The 18,280-nt window shown below is 68.9% G+C and carries 11 protein-coding genes; 1 reads left to right on the top strand and 10 read right to left on the bottom strand.

Annotation, left to right across the window (positions count from 1 at the left end; genetic code table 11):
• The first annotated feature begins 31 nt into the window (after positions 1-31).
• Positions 32-241: a hypothetical protein gene (locus tag AC3FOF_RS17825; protein ID WP_276265809.1), complete on the top strand. Its 210-nt coding sequence runs from the start codon at positions 32-34 to the stop codon at positions 239-241.
• Between the two features lie 26 nt (positions 242-267).
• Here AC3FOF_RS17825 and AC3FOF_RS17820 read toward each other — a convergent pair whose 3' ends face one another.
• From AC3FOF_RS17820 to AC3FOF_RS17775, 10 genes are all read right to left on the bottom strand, one after another.
• On the bottom strand, positions 268-2,640 hold the full coding sequence (locus AC3FOF_RS17820; RefSeq protein ID WP_488727313.1) for a CHASE2 domain-containing protein: 2,373 nt from the start codon (positions 2,638-2,640) through the stop codon (positions 268-270).
• Positions 2,630-4,369, bottom strand: a complete 1,740-nt coding sequence (locus AC3FOF_RS17815) for a FecR family protein (protein ID WP_488727312.1) — start codon at positions 4,367-4,369, stop codon at positions 2,630-2,632. Before AC3FOF_RS17815 ends, AC3FOF_RS17820 begins: the two co-directional genes overlap by 11 nt.
• 42 nt (positions 4,370-4,411) lie before the next feature.
• Complete coding sequence (locus AC3FOF_RS17810; protein ID WP_035811429.1) at positions 4,412-5,161, bottom strand: response regulator transcription factor; 750 nt, start codon at positions 5,159-5,161, stop codon at positions 4,412-4,414.
• A gap of 220 nt (positions 5,162-5,381) precedes the next feature.
• Positions 5,382-6,752 (bottom strand): exopolysaccharide Pel transporter PelG, encoded by a 1,371-nt coding sequence (gene pelG, locus AC3FOF_RS17805; RefSeq protein WP_017226674.1) that lies wholly within the window; start codon positions 6,750-6,752, stop codon positions 5,382-5,384.
• 1 nt (position 6,753) lies between these two features.
• Complete coding sequence (gene pelF, locus AC3FOF_RS17800; RefSeq protein ID WP_276265812.1) at positions 6,754-8,355, bottom strand: GT4 family glycosyltransferase PelF; 1,602 nt, start codon at positions 8,353-8,355, stop codon at positions 6,754-6,756.
• On the bottom strand, positions 8,352-9,338 hold the full coding sequence (locus AC3FOF_RS17795) for an MFS transporter (protein WP_276265813.1): 987 nt from the start codon (positions 9,336-9,338) through the stop codon (positions 8,352-8,354). The genes pelF and AC3FOF_RS17795 overlap by 4 nt, the downstream gene beginning before the upstream one ends.
• The gene (locus tag AC3FOF_RS17790; RefSeq protein WP_017226676.1) at positions 9,331-10,779 is read right to left on the bottom strand and encodes a PelD GGDEF domain-containing protein; all 1,449 of its coding nucleotides are present in this window, start codon (positions 10,777-10,779) and stop codon (positions 9,331-9,333) included. The genes AC3FOF_RS17795 and AC3FOF_RS17790 overlap by 8 nt, the downstream gene beginning before the upstream one ends.
• A gap of 13 nt (positions 10,780-10,792) precedes the next feature.
• Complete coding sequence (locus tag AC3FOF_RS17785) at positions 10,793-11,350, bottom strand: penicillin-binding protein activator LpoB (protein WP_488727311.1); 558 nt, start codon at positions 11,348-11,350, stop codon at positions 10,793-10,795.
• A 59-nt stretch (positions 11,351-11,409) separates the two neighbouring features.
• Entirely contained in the window at positions 11,410-15,537 is a 4,128-nt protein-coding gene (locus AC3FOF_RS17780; protein WP_488727310.1) for a tetratricopeptide repeat protein, read from the bottom strand.
• Positions 15,500-18,280: bifunctional glycoside hydrolase/polysaccharide deacetylase family protein (locus tag AC3FOF_RS17775; protein WP_488727309.1), on the bottom strand; the 2,781-nt coding region annotated here is incomplete at its 5' end. The genes AC3FOF_RS17780 and AC3FOF_RS17775, both read right to left, overlap by 38 nt.

Here is an 18,280-nt window from a genome sequence, read left to right as displayed (position 1 = left end):
CACGGCAGCCGCATAGAATGCGGCGCTATTCATGGCAGGCATCGATATGGCATCCGAACGGAACAAATTGCTAGGCTACCTTGCGCTGTGCATGGTGGCGTTCGCCTTGATTACCGTGCTGTGCGTCACCCTGCAGGAAAGCAATGAGCGGCGCGAGGCCCGCAAGGTCCGGCAAATGGATACCCGCGCCGGCACGCCCGCCGCCACCGCGGCCAGCCCGGCCGCGCAAGCGTCGCGCTGACACCGGCGCGGCCCGCGCGCGCGGCCTCAGCAGGGCAGGATGATGGTAAAGGTCGCGCCGGCACCCGCCGCGCTGGTCAGCCGGATCTCTCCGCCGTGCCGCTCCACCACGGTCTTGACGAATACCAGTCCCAGCCCGCTGCCGGCGGGCGCGTCGCGCTCGGCGTCGCGCAAGCGCGCGAAAGGCTGGAACAAGCGCCCCTGATCCTCCAGCGCAATGCCCGGCCCCTGGTCGGTCACGTCGATCGCCAACCCCTGCGGCACCCGGTACAGGCGCACCGTCACGGTGGTCTGCGGCGGGCTGAACTTGATGGCATTGCTGACCAGGTTGGCAATCGCGCGTACCAGCAGCACAGGCTCGGCCACCACCTGCGACGGCTCTTCTTCCACCTCGAGTTTCAGCTCGATGCGCGCCGCGCTGGCTAGCGCCCATAGCTCGTCGGTGGCGTCCAGCACCACGCCGGCAAGGTCCACCTCGATGAAGTTCAGGTGCGGCGCCTCGGCGCGGGCCAGCCGGATGAAGTCGTCGGCCAGTTCCAGCGTGCGGCTGGCGTGTTCTGCGATGCGGGCCAGCAAGGCGCCCTCCGGCAGCGCCCGGCCGGGCTCGTTCTGCAGATCGATCAGCGCCAGGATTGAGGCCTGGGGGGAACGCATATCGTGCGAAATAAAGCGCAGGGACTCCTCGCGGCGCCGCTCTGCCACGCGCACCTGGGTGATATCGATGACGCTGACGATCAGGCCCGCCACGCCGCCGGTGTCGCTGCGCAGCGGCGCGCCGCGCAGCAGCATGGGCTGCTGCCCGCGGGCGTCGAGCTCCACGCCGGGCGGGGCCTGTGCCGGCTGTGCCTGGCCGGCGCCGCCATCCGTGAAAGCGCTGCGCAACTGGTCCCAGTACTCGAGCCCCGCCTTGGGCTGGGGAAACACCTCGCGAATCAGCTCGCGGATATCCGGCCTCGGCGCGCTCATGTCGGAAAGCTTCGCGAGCGCGCGCGGCGCGAGCATCAGGCCGCTCCGGTTGGCAAGCAGCACATGCCCGCCCGAATCGCAGATGACGGTGGCCTCGGGCAGGCCTTCCAGCCCGTCCGCCAGGAACTGCCGCAGGTCGCGCAAGCGCGTGGTCATGCGGTAGACGGCACGCATGCGTGTATCGAGGTTGCGGCCGGACTCGCGCTCGCCGGCGGGCATCGCAAGCAGGCCAGGCTCCTGCTCGAGCTGCCCCAGTTCGTCGGTGAGGAACTGCAACGCGGCTTCCTGCCGCCGCCAGCTCCACAGCGGATAGACCAGGCTGCAGCCCACCAGCGCGCTGGCCGGCGCGAACCAGAGATGTCCGAACACCACCAGCAGCAGGCTGGCGCCCAGCGTGCCGGCCAGCAGCACCACGGTGACCAGCAGCGCATTGCGCGGCGTCAGCATCAGCGAGGCAAGGCTCGCGAGCAGCACCGGCAGCAAGGTGCAGAGCCAGAACCAAGGCCGCGGCAAGGTCAAGATGGCGCTGTCGCGCTGCAGCGTCTGCATGGCGTTGGCGATGATTTCCACACCGCTCATGCCATGGCCAGTGCGCGATACCGGCGTGGGAAACACGTCGCCCAGCCCGCTCGCCGTGGCACCTACCAGCACGGACTTGCCGCGAAAGAAGTCGCGCGGCAGCCTGCCGCCAAGCACATCGAGCACCGAGACCTGGCGGAACGTGCCCGGCGGGCCGGCAAACGGGACGCGCAACCTGTATCTGCGCGTCCAGCCATCGGCGCCCTGGCTATTCGCCTCATCGTCGTGCCGGTAGGTGGACACCGGCCGCTCCGGCCCGCCAAAGCCGACCATTGCGGCGGAGAAATGCTTCAGTTGCCGGCCTTGCAGCCCTTCCTGGAGGAAGATCTCGCGGGCAATACCGTCGAGATCCACCGCGATATTGATATGTCCCACCTCGCTGCCCAGCCCGGTCAGCGGATAGCGCACCAGCAGCCCGCCCTGCCCTGCCTCGGCCAGCGCGGGCAGCACGACGTTGCCGGCGCTGGCCATGCTGGCAGCCAGCGCGCGGTCGTCCTCGGGATGCAGCTGATCGGGCTCGGAGAGGATCACGTCGACTCCGATCACGCGTGGCGCATCGGCGGCGATGCGCTCGATCAGGTCGGCCAGCACCCAGCGCCGCCAGGGCCAGCGGCCGATCGCGGAAATACTGGGGTCGTCGATGGCGACGATGACGATGTCGTCGCTGGCGGCGTGGTGCTGGGCCGCCACCGACAGGTCGTAGACCGCCTTGTCGGCGCGCTCGCTCCATTGCAGCAAGGCGCAGGCGGTGACCAGCGCCAGCACGGCGGCGCTCAGCATGCCCCACTCGACCAGCGTACGGTGCTGGTAACCACCCAGCAGGCGGGCTGTCAGGCGCGCAAGGCTAGTTGCCACGATTGAGCAGACGTCCGCCGGCACCGATGGCCTGACCTTGCGAATCGCGCACGTACTGCATCACCTCGATACGTTGGGGAGCGGAGAAATGCGGCGGAACACCCGGCTTGCCCTCGCGCGCCACCCGCACGAAATAAATGCCGCTGGCCGGCCGCGGCAGCCTGGCCTCGCTGGTCTCGCTGCGCACTTCGGACACGATATGCGTGAAACCGTCGTCGGAAGCCATCTGCAGCCGGTAGGCCTGCACCGTGCCCGCGGCGGCGGCGGTGGCCGGCCAGGCGATCCGCAAGGTGTCGCCGCCATCGTCCTCCAGGCGGGGCTGCGGCGGCGACGGCTCAACCGCGAACGCCACCGGCTCGCCCCAGGGGCCGGGTTGGCCGGTGGCGTCCAGCGAGCGCACCCGCCACCACCAGCGGCCAGGAGCTAGCGCCTGGCTGGCCATCGGCGCCGCGTCGCGCGCCTGCACCAGGCCTTGCCCGAAGTCCGCATCGGCCGCGACCTCCAGTTCGTATTGCGCCGCGCTGGCGACCTCGGCCCAGGTAAATGTCACCGTCTCGCCATAAGCGGTGCCGTCGCGCTCGGGGACGAGCGTAAAAGGCGCTGGCGGATTGAGCCTCACGGTGAAGGGCATCACCGTGCCGGCGCCGCCCAGTTGCCTGGCGTCGAGCGCGCTGACGCCGACATAGAGATCGCCCTCCGGCAGGTCCTGCAATGTGGCCTGGGCACCACTCACGGTCTGGGAAGACAGCAGTTCGGTCTGGACCGCGTCGCGCGCCACCACCACGCGGTAGCCGACGGCGTGCGCCACCGGCGACCAGCTGACCACGGCGTGGCTGCCCAGCAGGGGCCGGGGCAGCGGCGCCAGCACCGGCGCCGGCAGCAGCGTGACTGGCTGCGCGAGCATGCCCGCGGAGGAGACGCTGATGCCGTAGCCGGCGCGCACGGCAGCCTGCTGCCCGCGCCGCGACCGCGCCTGTACCTTGCCCTCCAGCACCGCGCTCTGGCTGGCGCCGTCCTCGGTGCCCACGCGAAAACGCGTGCCGCGCACCCCCGTCACCAGCGAAGGCGTGTGGATCTCGAAACGGCCCACGCCGGTGCCGCGCGGCGCCACGCGGGAGTCCACCTCGCCCTGGCCGATGCCGATGACGGCGTCGGTCAGGCCCGTGCGGGAGAAAGCACGCAGCCGCCTGACTTCGATGGTGGAGGCCGGCGGCAGCGTAACGCGGGAGCCGTCGCCCAGCTCCATGGTGACGGTGGCGCCAGCGCCGGTCTCGATGCGCGCGCCTTCGCCGAGTTCCATGCCGGCCTGCAACGCGCGGCCATCGGCACGCGCCTGGCCCGTCACGAACACCACGCGGGCGGTGCCGTCGATCACCGGGATGTGCGCCAGCGGAATGCGCAGGCGCATGCCGGGCGGCAGGCGGTAGGGATCCTCCACCTTGTTCAGCACCTGTAGCTCGCGCCACCTGCCCGGCCGATCCATGAAACGCTCGGCCAGGCCGATCAGGGTGTCGCCGGGACGCACCAGGTAGATAAAGTTGCTCCCCTCGGCACCGGCCGCCTGCGCGGCGGCATGGCCGGCCCATCCGGCGCCGGCTATCCCGAGTATGCCCACCACGCCGAAGGTACCCAGTGCGCCGACCGCGCCGGCCATGCGGCACACCAGGGTGCGCGAGGCGATACCGTTTTTCCTGCTTGCTGCCGTGTCGAACCGCTGCATAGACTCCATCTTCCCCGTATCCTGCTTATTTTTCTTGTCCTGCAAGCCTTGCTAGTCCTGCTGGTCCGGCTTGCCCAAAGTGTCCTGCGCAGGCGGCTCCTGCTTGTCGCCATCGGCCGTGGCTTCGAAGCGGTAGCCGTGCGAGTACACGGAAGTGAGCCGCACGCCGTTCTCGGGCCGCAGCGCCAGCTTGATCCGCAAGCGCGAGATGTGCGTGTCGAGGGTGCGCGAGCCGGCACCGATGGCGCGGCCCCATACGGCCTGCTCCACCACTTCGCGCGACACCAGGCGGCCCAGGTTGCGGAACAGGAACAGTGCCAGGTCGAACTCGCGCGGCGACATCTCCGCCTTGTTTTCGCCAACGGCCACCGTGCGCGCGTCCGGATCGACCCGGTAATTGCCCACCCGGATCACCGCGCTGTCCTGCTGCGCCTGCGGGTAGGTGCGGCGCAGCAAGGCGGAGACGCGTGCCACCAGCTCGGCGCGGCGGATCGGCTTGACCATGTAGTCGTCGGCGCCCGCGCCCAGGCCGGCCACGATGTCTTCCTCCATGGCGCGGCTGGTCAGGAAGAGGATGGGGGGGTTGCGCCCGGAGTTCTGGCGCACCCAGGTAACGATTTCATAGCCGCTGGTATCGGGTAGCTGCCAGTCCACCACCAGGAGGTCGAACGCCTGCTCCCGCAAGGCGCGCAGGAAGCTGTTGCCGTTGACGAAACATTCGCACTCGTGGCCAGCCGACACCAGGATCTGCTGGATCAGCTCGGACTGGCTCTTGTCATCTTCCACCGAAGCTATTCTCATACTCACCTCAATCTACCACCGCGCACAGCCAGCACCGCCGCCCGGCCAAGGCGCAATAGCCCGGGCAAAGCCGGGCGCGTGAGGGAGAATGGTACAGAATCAGGCGTCGCAGCGCCAAGACCAGCGTGAGAGGGGTGTCAGGGAACAGGATTCGGGGTGGCGGGATCCACGGCGGTGCCCATGGGCGGAAAAAGCGCGCGGTGCCGGCCTCGCCCGCCCCTCACTGCAGCATATAGGTCTCATATTCCAGGCGATCCAGCTTGCGGTCAAGCAGGTAGATCGCCAGCGCCACCACGACCAGCAGCGAAATCGCGAAGCCATAGCCGTACCAGGCGGGCCCCAATTGCAGCGTCATCAGCGTCAGCAACACGTTGAGGATCACGAACAGCCCGCTGAGCAGCAGCACCTCGCGCCGGCGGTCGAGGTAGAAGTAGATATTGAGCACCCCGAGCAACACCACCTGCAGGCTGGCGCCGATCACATCCACATACAGCAGCGGCAGGTAAAGCTCCGAGATGCCGAGCGCCGCCAGCACCCACTTGCCCACCACGAACAGCAGCAGCGCCGCGATCGCCTGCACCTTGACGATCTCGTACAGGCCCAGGCGGATGGTCTGGACCATGGTGTTGCGCATATCCTCGATATGTTCGAGCGAGCTGCCGCCGCGCACCGCGTTGTAGAAGGCGTCGTAATACTCGACGAAGTCGGTCTCGATGCGTACCAGGAACACCGCCATGCCGGGGATGATCGCCAGGTAGGCCAGGAACACCGGGATATCGTAGATGATCGACGCATGCAGCGGTCCGATCACCTGCTGCCCGGTTGACGGCGAGTACCAGAACATGAACTTGTCGAGCCAGATGCCAAGGTTGTACAGCAAGCCGATCGCCATCAGGCTCGGGTAGGCATAGCGCCGCTGGAACACCTCGAAGGACATGAAGCGCGGGCTGGTGTAGTTGCGGTAGATCAGCACCACCATTGCTGTCAGCAAGCTCAGTTGCCCGGCCACAAAGCCCAGCAGCAGGCCCTCCAGCCCGAAATCGCGCAAGCCCAGCGCCGCCCCCACCGTCAGCGTGTAGCCCAGCAGGAAGGTCCAGACGATGGCCTTGTACTGTTTCATGCCCGACAGGAAGATCACGGCGATCCAGATATTGCTCATCACCACGAAGCCCGCGGTCATCAGCAGCCGGTACAGCACCGATTGCGCCTGGAAGGCAAAGATCCCGCAGCCAATGCCGATGGCGCCCGACAACACCGTCACCAGCAGCGCCACCGCGTGGTAGTTCGACAGCACGAGGTGGTCGCGCTTCTCGAACAGCCGGTCGGAGGTGAAGCGGGTAAAAGCAAGCTGCATCGGTCCGGTCAGGATCAGGCTGACCGCGATCAGGTAGGTCACCGACACCTGGAACTGTGTCACCAGGCTGCCCGGCACCACGAAGGGCAGGCTCAGCAAGCCGATCAGCAGGATGCCGACGATCGACAGGATCCACGGCCCGGAGCTGATGATGCCGGCGTAGGCGTACGCGCCTAGCATGCCCGACAGGCTGTCGCGCCGGAGCATCTTGCGCAGTTCGAAACCAATCCCCGCCATCTCAGCGCCCTCCCTTCATCGGGCAGCCCGCGGCCTGGGCGGAGCTGGCGGGGGACATGCCTGACGGCGCCTGCGCCCGTGGCTGCGCCATCAGGCGCGTGTACAGATCGCGGTAGCTGCCCACCATCATCTCCTGCGTGTAATACCGCTCCACGCGCCGGATGCCGGCCTGCTGGGCGGCATGCCATGCATCCGGGGAGCCCAGCAGGCCGATGGCCTTGCCGGCCAGCGCGGCCGGGTCGGCAATGCGCACCACGTCGCCGGCCGCGCCCAGCGCCGCGTCTTCGCCGGGCAGGCCGAAGATCAACTGCCGGCAGGAGCCGACGTCGGTGGTCACGCAAGGCACGCCGGCGGCAAAGCCTTCCAGCACCACCAGCGGCAAAGCCTCGCTGATGGAGCTGAGCACCAGCACGCCCACCTTGGGCAGCAGGTCGTCGATGCGCTGGAAACCCAGGAACCTGACCTTCTCGCCCAGCCCCAGGCTCTCGGCCAGGCTGCGGCATTCCCGCGCGTATTCCGGATCCTCGTCCTCGGGCCCGGCGATCCAGCCCTCGGCATCGGGGAACTGCCGCACCACGGTAAGCATGGCGCGGATAAAGGTCTTGATGTCCTTGATCGGCACCACGCGGCCGATCAGGCACAGGACCGGCGGCACGCCGGGCGCGCGCCGGGCGCGCAGCGCGGCGAGCCGCGGCAGGTTGATGCCGTTCGGGATATTGCGGGTCCGCGCGGCGACGGCGCCATCGCTGACCTGGCGCTGGCGGTTGCCTTCATAGAGCGCGACGATGGTGTCGCCGGCGTCGTAGCAAACGCGCCCCAGCGTTTCGAAGAAACGCACCCACAGTTCGCGGAAATAGCTGATCTGCGAGATGTCGCGCTCGAACACATTACGGTTGTCGCGGATCCACTGGCTCTGGAACAGGTCGATCTTGCGTTCCTTGGTATAGATGCCATGCTCGGACACCAGCAGGGGACGCCCCGTGCGGTAATGCAGCATGGCGCCAAGAAATCCCGCGTATCCGGTGGAAACCGTGTGGTAGACCTTGGCCGGGAGCAGCCGCCCGGCGATGCGCGCGAGCTGCCACAAGGGCTTGTGCATGATGCGCACGGTCCAGAAATAATCGGTGAAGGACGGGTCCGTGCAGTACTGGCGGTATTGCTCGGTGATGGTCCGCCAGGCATTGCGGCTGTAAAGGAAGGCATCCTCCGACAGGCGGCCGTCATCGCCGAGCTCCGGCAACAGTTCGCGGATCAGCGCGCCGGCTTCCTGCTCCCGGCCGGGCTCGCGCAGCACCTCGTGCAGCCGCGCCGAGGCGTCGAAGGCGGTGGCGTCGCCATCGCTGCCGTGCACCAGCGGCGGCGGCGCGAAGTCGTAGAGAAAATGGGTTTCCAGGTGCACGACGTTGTCGGGCAGCGCGTAGGCCATATCGCCGTAGTCCTCGCGGCGGCTGCCGATGAAGACGATGGCGAAGCGGATCTCCGGGAACGCCCGGATCATCTGGTTGACCCAGCTCGACACCCCGCCGCTCACATACGGAAAGGTGCCCTCCAGCAGCAGGGCCACATCGGCCGAGTCGGCGCGGGGCAAAGGGGTATCGCTCATGATTGCCAGTAACGCAGCAGGGGCCGTACCAGTGGCAGCGGCGATGGGCTGTCGAACGACAGCAGGATGGCGCGCACGGCGGCGTAGTCGCGCTCGAGATAGGCGGCTTCGGCCATCAGCGGCAGCGTGCGCTCGCGTGCAAAACCCAGTGCCTCGGCCCGCGCCAGCCATTCGCGCGCCTGCGCGGGCTCATTGCGGGTCAGGGCCAGGCGGCCACGCATATACCACAGCCCGGCCTGGCCGCCGTCCACTTCCAGCGCGGCGCCGGCATGGTGCTCGACCTGGTCCGCGGTGTAGCGGTAGACATCGCCTTGCACCAGGTTCTGGTAGATCAGTTCCCAGTACAGGTCGGCCAGGCGCTTGTGGATCTCGCCGCGCTGGCGGTCGTCCCGGGCTTCGCCCAGGCGCGGCAGTTCGGCCAGGATCTGCTGGGTCAGCTGCTTTTCAGCGCCGTCCAGCATGCCATAGGCCAGCAGGCGCACGTCGTCCGCGCTATCGGCCAGCAGGTCGCGCAGCACCGGGCTGGAGGTCCGCGCCGGCATCGACTGCATGGCCACCAGCGCGGTCATGCGCTCGGGCAACGGCGCGCGCGTATTGCCAAGCTGCGCGCGCAGGCGTGCGCCGCCGCCGTGGGTGACGCGCGAGACCAGGTGGGTGACGAACACCGGCAGCCCGACCGAGCCGATGCCGGCCGTGGGACGCTTGCCGGGGAACAGGCGCGCGATCATCAGGCTGCCCAGGCAGACGATCACGCCAGCCGCCGGCACCAGGAAGCTGAAGGCAAACAGGTAGCCGTAGCTCCACGCGAATGGCACGCGGAAGCGCCGCGGCAACATGCGCCACAGCACCATCGCGATCATCGCCGCGGCCAGCGCCTGCATGCCCAGGAAGGTGAGCAGCAGCGCGGTGCTGGTGCCGGCGCGCGCCAGTAGCGCCAGGGCGGCAAGCTGCGCGGCGATGCCGCCGATGCCTAGCTTACCCACGGCGGGCCTCGCCTAGCGCCACGGGCACCGGTACCGGCGCGGGTTGTACATCCACGTGGCAACGGTGCAGCAGCCGGGCCAGCGGCTCGACCGGCGCGCCGGGAGGCACCGCGAGGGTATGCACGCCGATGCGCGCGGCTTCGAAATCGGTGCCGAACTGGGCCCGCAGCATGTCCTCGATCCGCACCAGGTAGGCCGAAGCCGCCTCGTTGCCCGACAACGGCATCAGGGTGAGCAGCGCGCGCTGGTGCGCGCTGGTCAGGGGCCACGCCACGTCGAGCGCGCGGCGGCTGCGGATGACCTGGTCGAACAGCGCATCGCGCGATTCGTCGAGATCGAACACCAGCGCCACGATCGTGCTTTCGATGCCGCTGTCGCGGCGCAGGCGGGACAGGCGGGCATAGTCCAGCGCGAACTCGTAGGGGCAGCCGGCAACCCCGGCCGCGATGGCGCGCGTGGATGCGGCATGCTCGATGCCGTCGGCGTAGTAGCCCATCAACACCATCAGCAGCTGCAGGTTCTCGTAGCTGAGCGACAGGAACGGCATGCGCTCCACCACCAGCAGGCCAACCAGCTTGTCGGCGCCCGACAACACGGGCGCCACCGCCACATAGCGGGTGCTGGGATGATCCTGCGACTGGTGCGACAGCCCGCCCGCCTGCAGATGCGCCAGCTCGCGCGTCTCCAGGCAATGCCGCACGAGTACGTCGTTCACGTCGAATGCGAACGCCGGGCCGACCTGCGCCGACGCTTCGGCCGACACCTTGTCGCCGTCGACCGCATATAGCGCGGCGGCTTCGAGCTGGCATGCCTGCGCCACCACCTGCAACATCGGACGCGCACCGACCAGCGCGCCGCTGCCGGGCGCGGCGTCTTCGAGCGTCACTGCCCGCATCTGCGACAGCGTGTCGCGCAAGGTGGTGGGCTTGGCCAGCAGGTCGTTCTCCAGCCGCGCATGCGAAACGCGCAGCAGATAGTGGTTCTTGGTCAGCGCGGCAAGCCGCTCTTCCAGGTAGCGGTTGACGGCGCGCGCGCGCGCCAGCCGCGTGCCCCAGACATCGCCGAACTGCCCGGCAACCAGCACCATCAGCAAGCCGCCCAGGAAGAACGGGCGCGGGAATTCTCCCGCTTGCGCGCCCATCTGGTGGAAGAAGAACCAGCCGCCCAGCATCATCAGCACGCTGCCCACGCCGATCAGCGTGCCGTAGCGCAACGCCAGGATGACCGGCAGCAGCCATGCCCAAGGGAAGCCCAGCCCGAGCATCAGGGGGTTCTGGGGCAGGACCAGGTACCCCAGTCCCATCGCCAGGGTCATCGCCGCCACCAGCTCGGCCAGCGAGACCGGTCCGCTCGTGGCGGGCGCCAGCAACCGCAGATAGCGGCCGCCCGCGCCAATGCCCTGTCCTTCCCGTATCTTGTCGGCTGTCTTGGCCACGATCACGCTCTCCCGCACCTCAACCCTGGCGCAGCGGCGCCAGCAGGCGGCGCAGCAGCTTTTGCGCGGTGCCGGACAGCGACTCGCGGCTCCAGCCGCTGTTGCTGCCGGTGGCGGTCCACACCACTTCGCCGGTGCTCACGTCCAGCAGCTGCAGCGAGATGCCCACGGCCGGCTCGCCATCCACGCCGACCTTGTAGCGCCACTCCTGCACCGCGCCGGTAAGGGCGTAGCGCACCTTCTGGCTGCGCGCCCATTCGAGCGCCTTGCCCACCGACTCGCGCTCGGCCGGCTCGAACAGCGTTTCCGGGTTCAGGCTGGCCGGATAGCGCTTGACGCTGGCGATGCCGCCGGTCTTCAGCAGACTCTCGGCGATCGCCTCGGCACGCAGGCCAGCCTGCGGCGTCTCGGTGTAGTTGACGATCGGCAGGACTGCCAGCGACTCGCCCGTCGGCAGCGCGGGGGCGCGGCCGACATCGGTCACCGCGCATCCGGCCAGCCACAGGGCCGCGCCCAGCGCACCGCACCAGCCCAGCAGCCGTGCGGCGCGGTTGCGCTTCGTGCTAGTTGTTTCCATGACTATCTCCCCTTCTCTATTGCATACAGTGAACCGGCACAACCGCGTGCCCGCCCGGATTAGTAAAGCCATTTGTAGCGCAGGCCGACCGCGGTCAGCGGCGTGCCGCCGTTGCGCGCTGCGGTTTCGTGCTGCACATACATGGACAGGTGATCGCTGCCGAAGACCTTGCCGGCCACGCCCAGCTGCGCGCGGAAGTTCTGCCCGGCGCGGGTATCGTGCAGCAGGCCGATCTCGGCAAACGGGCGCCACTTGCCCGTGTAGTCGTCGAGCAGCTGGGTGCCGAAACCAAAGGTCGCACCCACCTGCGTGAAACCCTGGGGCATGTAGAAGCCGGGCGTGGCGCCGTCGCCTGCGGGCACCAGCGATGCCAGCTTGCTGCTGAGCGTGCCGCCGCGCGCATCGTAGGAGGCGTGCGTGCCGACCAGTCGCACCGTGTAGTCCGGGTAGGCGGTACGGATGCGATAGCCCGCCTCCAGGTCGTACACCAGGCCGTGACCCAGCGCGGAACCGTCCTGGCCACGGAAGCGGCTGTACTCGATGCGGCCGCCGACAAATTCGCGCAGGCTCAGGTTGTAGTTCGCGCCCAGTCCGAGCACGTCCTTGGCGCCGCCGACCCGCAGCGGCGCCGATTCGTCGGCTTGCTGGTTGATGCCAGCCAGCGTGGTGAAACTCAGCCGGTTACCCGCCAGCCACTCGCCGGTGAAGCGCGCGGTGGTCATGCTCGCCAGGCCATCGCGGCGGCCGACGCCGAGACGCCAGCGCACGTGCTGGCCGCGGTAGCCAAGCGACAGCTCGCCGCGCTGGTCGGCCGCGGGCACGCCGCTCAGCTGGGCCTGGTCGAGGCTGCGCTGGGTGCGCCAGGCGCCGCGCAGGTTGAGGTCATAGCCATCCCACAGGCGCACGCCGCCGCCCAGGCTGTAATCGAAATAGCTCAGCGGATTCTGGCGCTGGTAGGTCACGCGCGGCTCGATGGCTTGCGCATTGAAGAGCAGCGCGTCCTGCAGGGTCTCCTGCAGGTTGTCGTCCGTGCGGGCCGCATCCTGCGTCTCGAAGGCCAGCGTCTGCGCGGCGCCGAGCCGGCCGAGCTGGACATTGGCCTCGATCTGGCTGTCCACCGGAACGCGGCCGGCCTGGCGCTCCAGCACGCGGTCGAGCGTGGCCAGGTCCTGGTTGGCCAGCGCCAGCGTGACTTCGGCATAGGCCGGGCGCAGCAGCTGGCGCGCATATTGGCGGGCCAGCCAGGCACGCGCCAGTTCGCTGGATTCGCTGGACAGCGCCCAGGCCAGCGCCACTTCCTTGGCGGCAACCGACACCACGGCCTGCTGGCGTGCCTCGCGCTGCGCCATCCCCTGCGGCAGCCTGGACGCCAGCGGCGGCAGGCCGGGAATCTCGCCGAGCCGCGAAGCCGGCTTGGCGGGCCCGGTCCAGTCAGCAGCGTCGCCGCCCGCCATCACGGTGCGGTCGCCGCGCAGCAATTCCGTCACCAGGCGCCGCGATACATCGCCCGACGCGAAGATCCGGCCGAGCGCCACGGTCTGGCGCTGCAGCTCCGCGGGGGCGGGGGCGCCCTGCGCATCCTCTTCCTCGGCGGCCGGATCCGCGCCGCGAGGATCCGAGGCACGGCGTGCCCCCACGGCATGGCCGCCGTGCAGGTCGATCCAGGCCTGGCGGCGCAGGCGCCACCCGGTGCCGGTCTGCCCGATGGCATCGTAGGCATCCGCGGCCAGTCCCAGCCAGAGCGGGTCCGCGCTCTTGCCGTCGGCCATCTTGCGCAGGTAGTGCAGCGAGGCGCGGCCATCCTGGAAGCGCATATTGCCGGCAGCGAAGGCGCCCCACAGGTCCGGGTTGTCCTCGGCCTCGCTCTTCAGGCGCCGCATCATGGCCCGCACTTCGGTATCCGAGCCGAGATCGACCAGCGACCACATCAGCGCGGCCAGCGTCTCGCTGTCGGCATCGGGGAGGCTGGCGGCGCGGCGCAGGTCCGCCAGGGCCTGCTCGCGTTCGCCGCGGGCACGCAGGTACTCGGCGCGTGTCGCCAGGAAGCGGCCGGACTGTTCCGCCTGCTTCACCTGCTCTGCGCTCATGCCCTGCAGCAGGGCGGCGATGCGGCCATAGGCGCGCGCGCGCGTGTAGTAATTGACGGCGAGCTCAAGCGAGGCGAGCTTGCCGTTCTTGCGCCAGCCGGCCTCCGCGATGCGCCCGGCATCGATGGGCGAGCTGTCGTAGAAATCGATCAGGTTCGAGAAATCCGACTCCTCGGTATCGCGCACTTCGGCCAGGCAATCGTTGCGGCCGGCGCCCGCGGGCATGGCCATGCAATGATCGTCATGCGTCTCGGCCATGGCCAGCATCAGCTGGCGGTAGCCCTGCTCGAGCAGGTCGCCGCGCTGGTTCAGCCGCGCCAGTTGGGTGAAGGTGCGCCAGAAATCGATGTCGGCGGAGCGCGCGGTGCGCATCGACGGCACCATGGCCTGCAGTGCTTCGTCCAGCTTGCCGTGCACATAGAGCAGGTTGGCCTGCTTGAGCGCGTACTGCGGGCGCGGGCCAAAGCGTTGCTGCAAGGCGGTGTACAGATCGAAGGCGCGGGCGTCCTTGCCGGCGCGCTCGGCCAGCTCGGCATGCCGCTCCATGATCTGGCGCGCGTTCGGGCCGTGGCTCAGGCTTTGCAGGAAAGCCATGCCCTCTTCGGGCTCGCCCAGCCGCTCGTAGGCGGCGACCACCTGGTCGACCGTGGGGAGATCGCCGGTGCCGGCGCGATGGCGCAGCGCGGCCAGGTAGGCGCGATCGTCGTTCAGGCTGGGAGCCAGGCGCAGCACGGCTTTCCAGGCCGAGTCGTCGTTGCTGGCCTGCGCGTATTCGAGCCAGCTCTTGAGCGCTACCGCGGGCTGGCGGTTCCATTCTGCGACCTGCGCCAGGCGCTCGCGCCAGCGGGCCGCGCCGGGCATGCGCTGCACCGCGCTCTGGGCGACGCGCTGGGCGTCGTCCAGCTTGCCGGCAGCCAGGAACACCTGGAAAGCGAGTTCGTAGTCGTCGGCATTGACGGCGCGGTCAGCCGAAGCGGGGTTGCCGGCTGCCGACGCGGGCGTGCCGGCGCCCGCCGTGCTCGCCACGCGCTGCAAGCGCGGCATCGCGGCATCGCCCATCGCGCGGCGCAGGGCCAGCCCGTGCGGGCCGTCGAGAAAGACCACGCCTTGCGCGGCCCAGGGCTGGGCGGCGGCGATACGGCGCGCCTCGGCATGCTGCGCTGCCGCGCTGTCCGGCAAGCCCTGCACGCTCGGCGGCAGGCGCAGCAGCCGCTGCACGTAGCGCGCAGCCTGTTCGGGACGGTTGGCGGCCATGGCCAGCCTGGTCAGGTAGCGCAGGACCTCCGGATTGTCGAGCAGCTTGCCGCCGCGCTGTTCGGCCTGGGCCAGCGCCTGGTCGAGCTCGTTGCCGGACTGCAGGGTCTTGAGCGCGGCAAGAAAGAGGCGGCGCTGCTCGGCCGGCTCGGTGGCGCGAGCCTGCGCGGCGAACAGCGCCTCGGCCGCCTGCCGGTAATCGCCGCCGGCCAGGGCCGCCGAAGCGGCCTGTGCATTCCATAGCCCGGCGCGGGCGGGATCGCTCTTGGCCAGCGCGCGGTAGAACTGCTGCGCCGGCTTGAGCGCATTGATCGAGCGCGCGGTGGTGGCGAGCTCCTCCAGGTCGCCGCGCCCCCATTGCATCGGCACGGCCTGGTCGAGCAGGCCGCTCAGCAGCTCGATGTAATGCTTGCGTTCCGGGGTCTCCGGCTGCGCGGCGAACGCACGCTGCTGGGCGATCTCGATACGGGTGAGCAGGATCTGGCCGGGCAGGTCGGCATCGGCCGACTTGCGCGCCGGTCCACTGCGGCTGGCCGCATAGCGCGCCTCGAGCTGGCCCAGCAAGGCCTCGGCCTCTTCCAGGCGGCCGGTCCGGGCGTATTGCTCCGCCAGCACTGCCATGAAGCCGCTGTCTTCGGGCGTGGCGCGCAGCCACGCTTCCAGGTAGGCCACGCTGAGACCGTCAACGGCGCGGCCTTCGCCCAGCAGTCGCTCGCGCAAGGTTTCGCGCGGGAACATCAGCGCCAGGCCGATCCCCACCATGGCGGTGAAGGTCAGCACGAACGCCGGCGGCAGCAGCCGCTCGCGCTCAGGCGGCGCAGGTGATTTCGACGCTTTGCTTGGCATTGTCGGGATTGGGAACGGGAGTGGTATCGAAACGCAGCGCGCCGCGATCCCGCACGCCCTGTACCGCTTTGCCACCGATGGCAACCCGGCAGTGGTCCGCACCGGAGAGGCGGAAGAAGGGCTTGGTGTAGCCACTGAAATCAAAACGGATATGCTGCGCGCTGCCCTGGCCGGTACGCTGCCAGTCCCGCACGAAGCCATTGGCTTCGACGATCCCGGGGGCCACGGGCGCCACGGCATTGGCCGCACGCATCGCGATGCGCGAGGCGCCATCGGCGAGGTGCACGTAAACGCCACCGCCGGGCGCCGGCGAGGTGCCGCTCACGCCTTGCGAGTCCGCCACGTCGGGCACGTCCGCGCCGGTCCAGCGCACATTGCGCAGGTTGCCGTCGCCGCGCACGATCCAGGCAGCCGGCTCTTTGCCGTCGCCGCCCAGCTCGCGCGCCACCGCCATGCCTTGCCAGTCGATCACCTTGCGCACGTAGTCGGAGGCATGCACCGGGAACAACGGCTGACTCTGCACATAGTCATAGACCTTGCGCAGCGCCTTGAGCGAAGCGACCTTGGTACCCGAGTAGCTGTGGTAGTAAATGTTGACCGGCTTGAAACGCAGCGGACTGTCGGTCAGCTCATAGGTCTCGATCACGCGCTCGAAGCCGTAGAAGGGTCCGTGCCAGAGATTGGTGTAGACGTTCTCGTTCTGGTTGGGCGCGAAGACCTGGAAGGTGCCGTCGGGCTTGTTGATGCCGAGCGGCGAGATCGCCGTCCAGGTCGGGTTGCTGCGCGTGATCAGCGTATCGCCACCGTTCATATTGAGCACGCCCGCCTGATCGGCCAACTTGATGGCCTCGGCGGGCGGCTGGCAGTCGCCCGACCACAGCAGCATGCTGACCGGCTTGCCGGCAGGCGCCAGGGTGCGGTTGATATAGTCAATGGAACCGCCGATCTCGCGGCGCAGATCCAGCTGGTAGCCGGGAATCGCAAGGTGGAAGTCGTCGTCGCCTTCGGTAGCGTTTTCCGAATGGGTGCCGCCGGGCACGGTGCGGCCCCATTCGAAGGGGTGCGAGAAGGTGTGGCTTGCCACTTCGACATAGGGCTGCGCGAAGATCTTGCGCGCGATCGGCTCCAGCTGCGCGGTCAGGTTCGGATACATGCCGTCGCTGGCCACCTCGCCCTCGATGACCGACATCGTCATCGGCAGGCGATAGTGGTCCCAGATCTCGCGGAACAGCACTTCGCCGGAAAAACCGCCGCCGGGAATCTCCGCGCGCGAAGCAAAGCCGTCGCCGTCCACGTGGATGGTCAGCAGGCGCCGCCCGTTCTCGGTGGTGACGTCTGGCACCGGCATGACCGGCAGGCGCAGGGCTTCGCGCAGGAACGACAGCGGCTGCACCACCCAGCGGTCCTGGTCCTTGGCGCTTTGCCGCACCGCGTAGGGACCGAGCACGTAGCCGCCCCAGGGGGTGATCGCGGCGGCATCGTAGTTCAGCGTGCCCGAATGCAAGCGCAGCAACGAGCGGAAGCCCGCCGCGTCGCCGACCTGCACCGGCACGGCCTGGGCGCGGTCCGGCGCCACCGGCATCTCGAAGCCCATCATCGGATCCTTCGACACGACTTGCGCCGTGCGGCCCACCTTGCCCTTGACGGTCTTGAGCTGCAGGGCCGCGGCCAGCGCCCCGTTCATGCGCGCGCCGAAGTCGTTCAGGAACACCACCGGCACACCCTGGTCGATATTGCGCTGCACCCAGCCGAAGAAGCGGCCGGGCTCATTGCGCACATTGCCGCCCATCCAGATCACCACGCCGGCGTAACGGTCCGGGCCGATCTCCGGCAGCGGCTGGCTGGCTTCGGCGAAGTCCACGCGATAGCCGAGATAGTTCAGCGGCATGGCGACGAAACGCACGCCGGCGGAATCGTCGATGGAGACGCCCGCCTCGCGGTCCTGCACGACCAGCACGCGGCGCGGCATCACCTCGATGCTGCCGATGCCGACCGTCTGCAGGCCGGGGTCGGCCACATAGGGGATGATGCCCTGCGCGCGGATCCGCGCCGCGGTATCGCGCGCGCACTGGCGGTCGGCGGGCGGGCAGTAGTCGATCGAGATCACCGGCAGGCGGTATTGCTCGCGGATCGTGCGCACCTGGCCAAGCAGCCAGTTGCGATCCGCCTCGCTCACCTCGGTAAAGCGCTTGCCGGCCTGGTCCCAGCCCCGGTAGAGCGACTCGAAGGCCACCGCATAGGCCAGCTGGTTGACCTGCGGCAGGATCTCGAAGCCGCGGTTGAAGATCAGCCTGGCCTCGGGATAGCGCGCCTTGATGGCGCGGATCACCGCCACCATGCCGGCTTCCTGGCTGGCGCGCGCGGCATCGGTCCTGGCCACGAGCTGGTAGGAATCGAGCGTATCGAGGAAGAAGCCGCGATAACCGCGCTCCCACAACGGCGCGATGACCTTGTCCACGTAGAAAGCCGGCCAGCCCTCGGCGGCCTGGTCGACCACACGGGCCCCCCAGGCATCGTTATTGCCAGTCAGCCACGCTTTGGGAATGTCCTTCAGGTAAGCGCGCGACGGCGCGACTTCGCCAATGCTGACATAGGCGAACCACTGCGTATCGGGGGTGGCCACGCGCCGCGGGTCGAAGCCGCTGTCCGGCTCGACCACCGCGATATCGAAGGCCTGGAGAGCGTCCACCGGCGGCTTGCTGCCGTAGTGGAAGGCAATATTGGGAGCCCGGGCTGCAGCCGG

It is taken from the genome of Cupriavidus sp. 96C5-1, from assembly GCF_057798855.1.
This window is presented reverse-complemented; position numbering and strand designations above follow the sequence as displayed.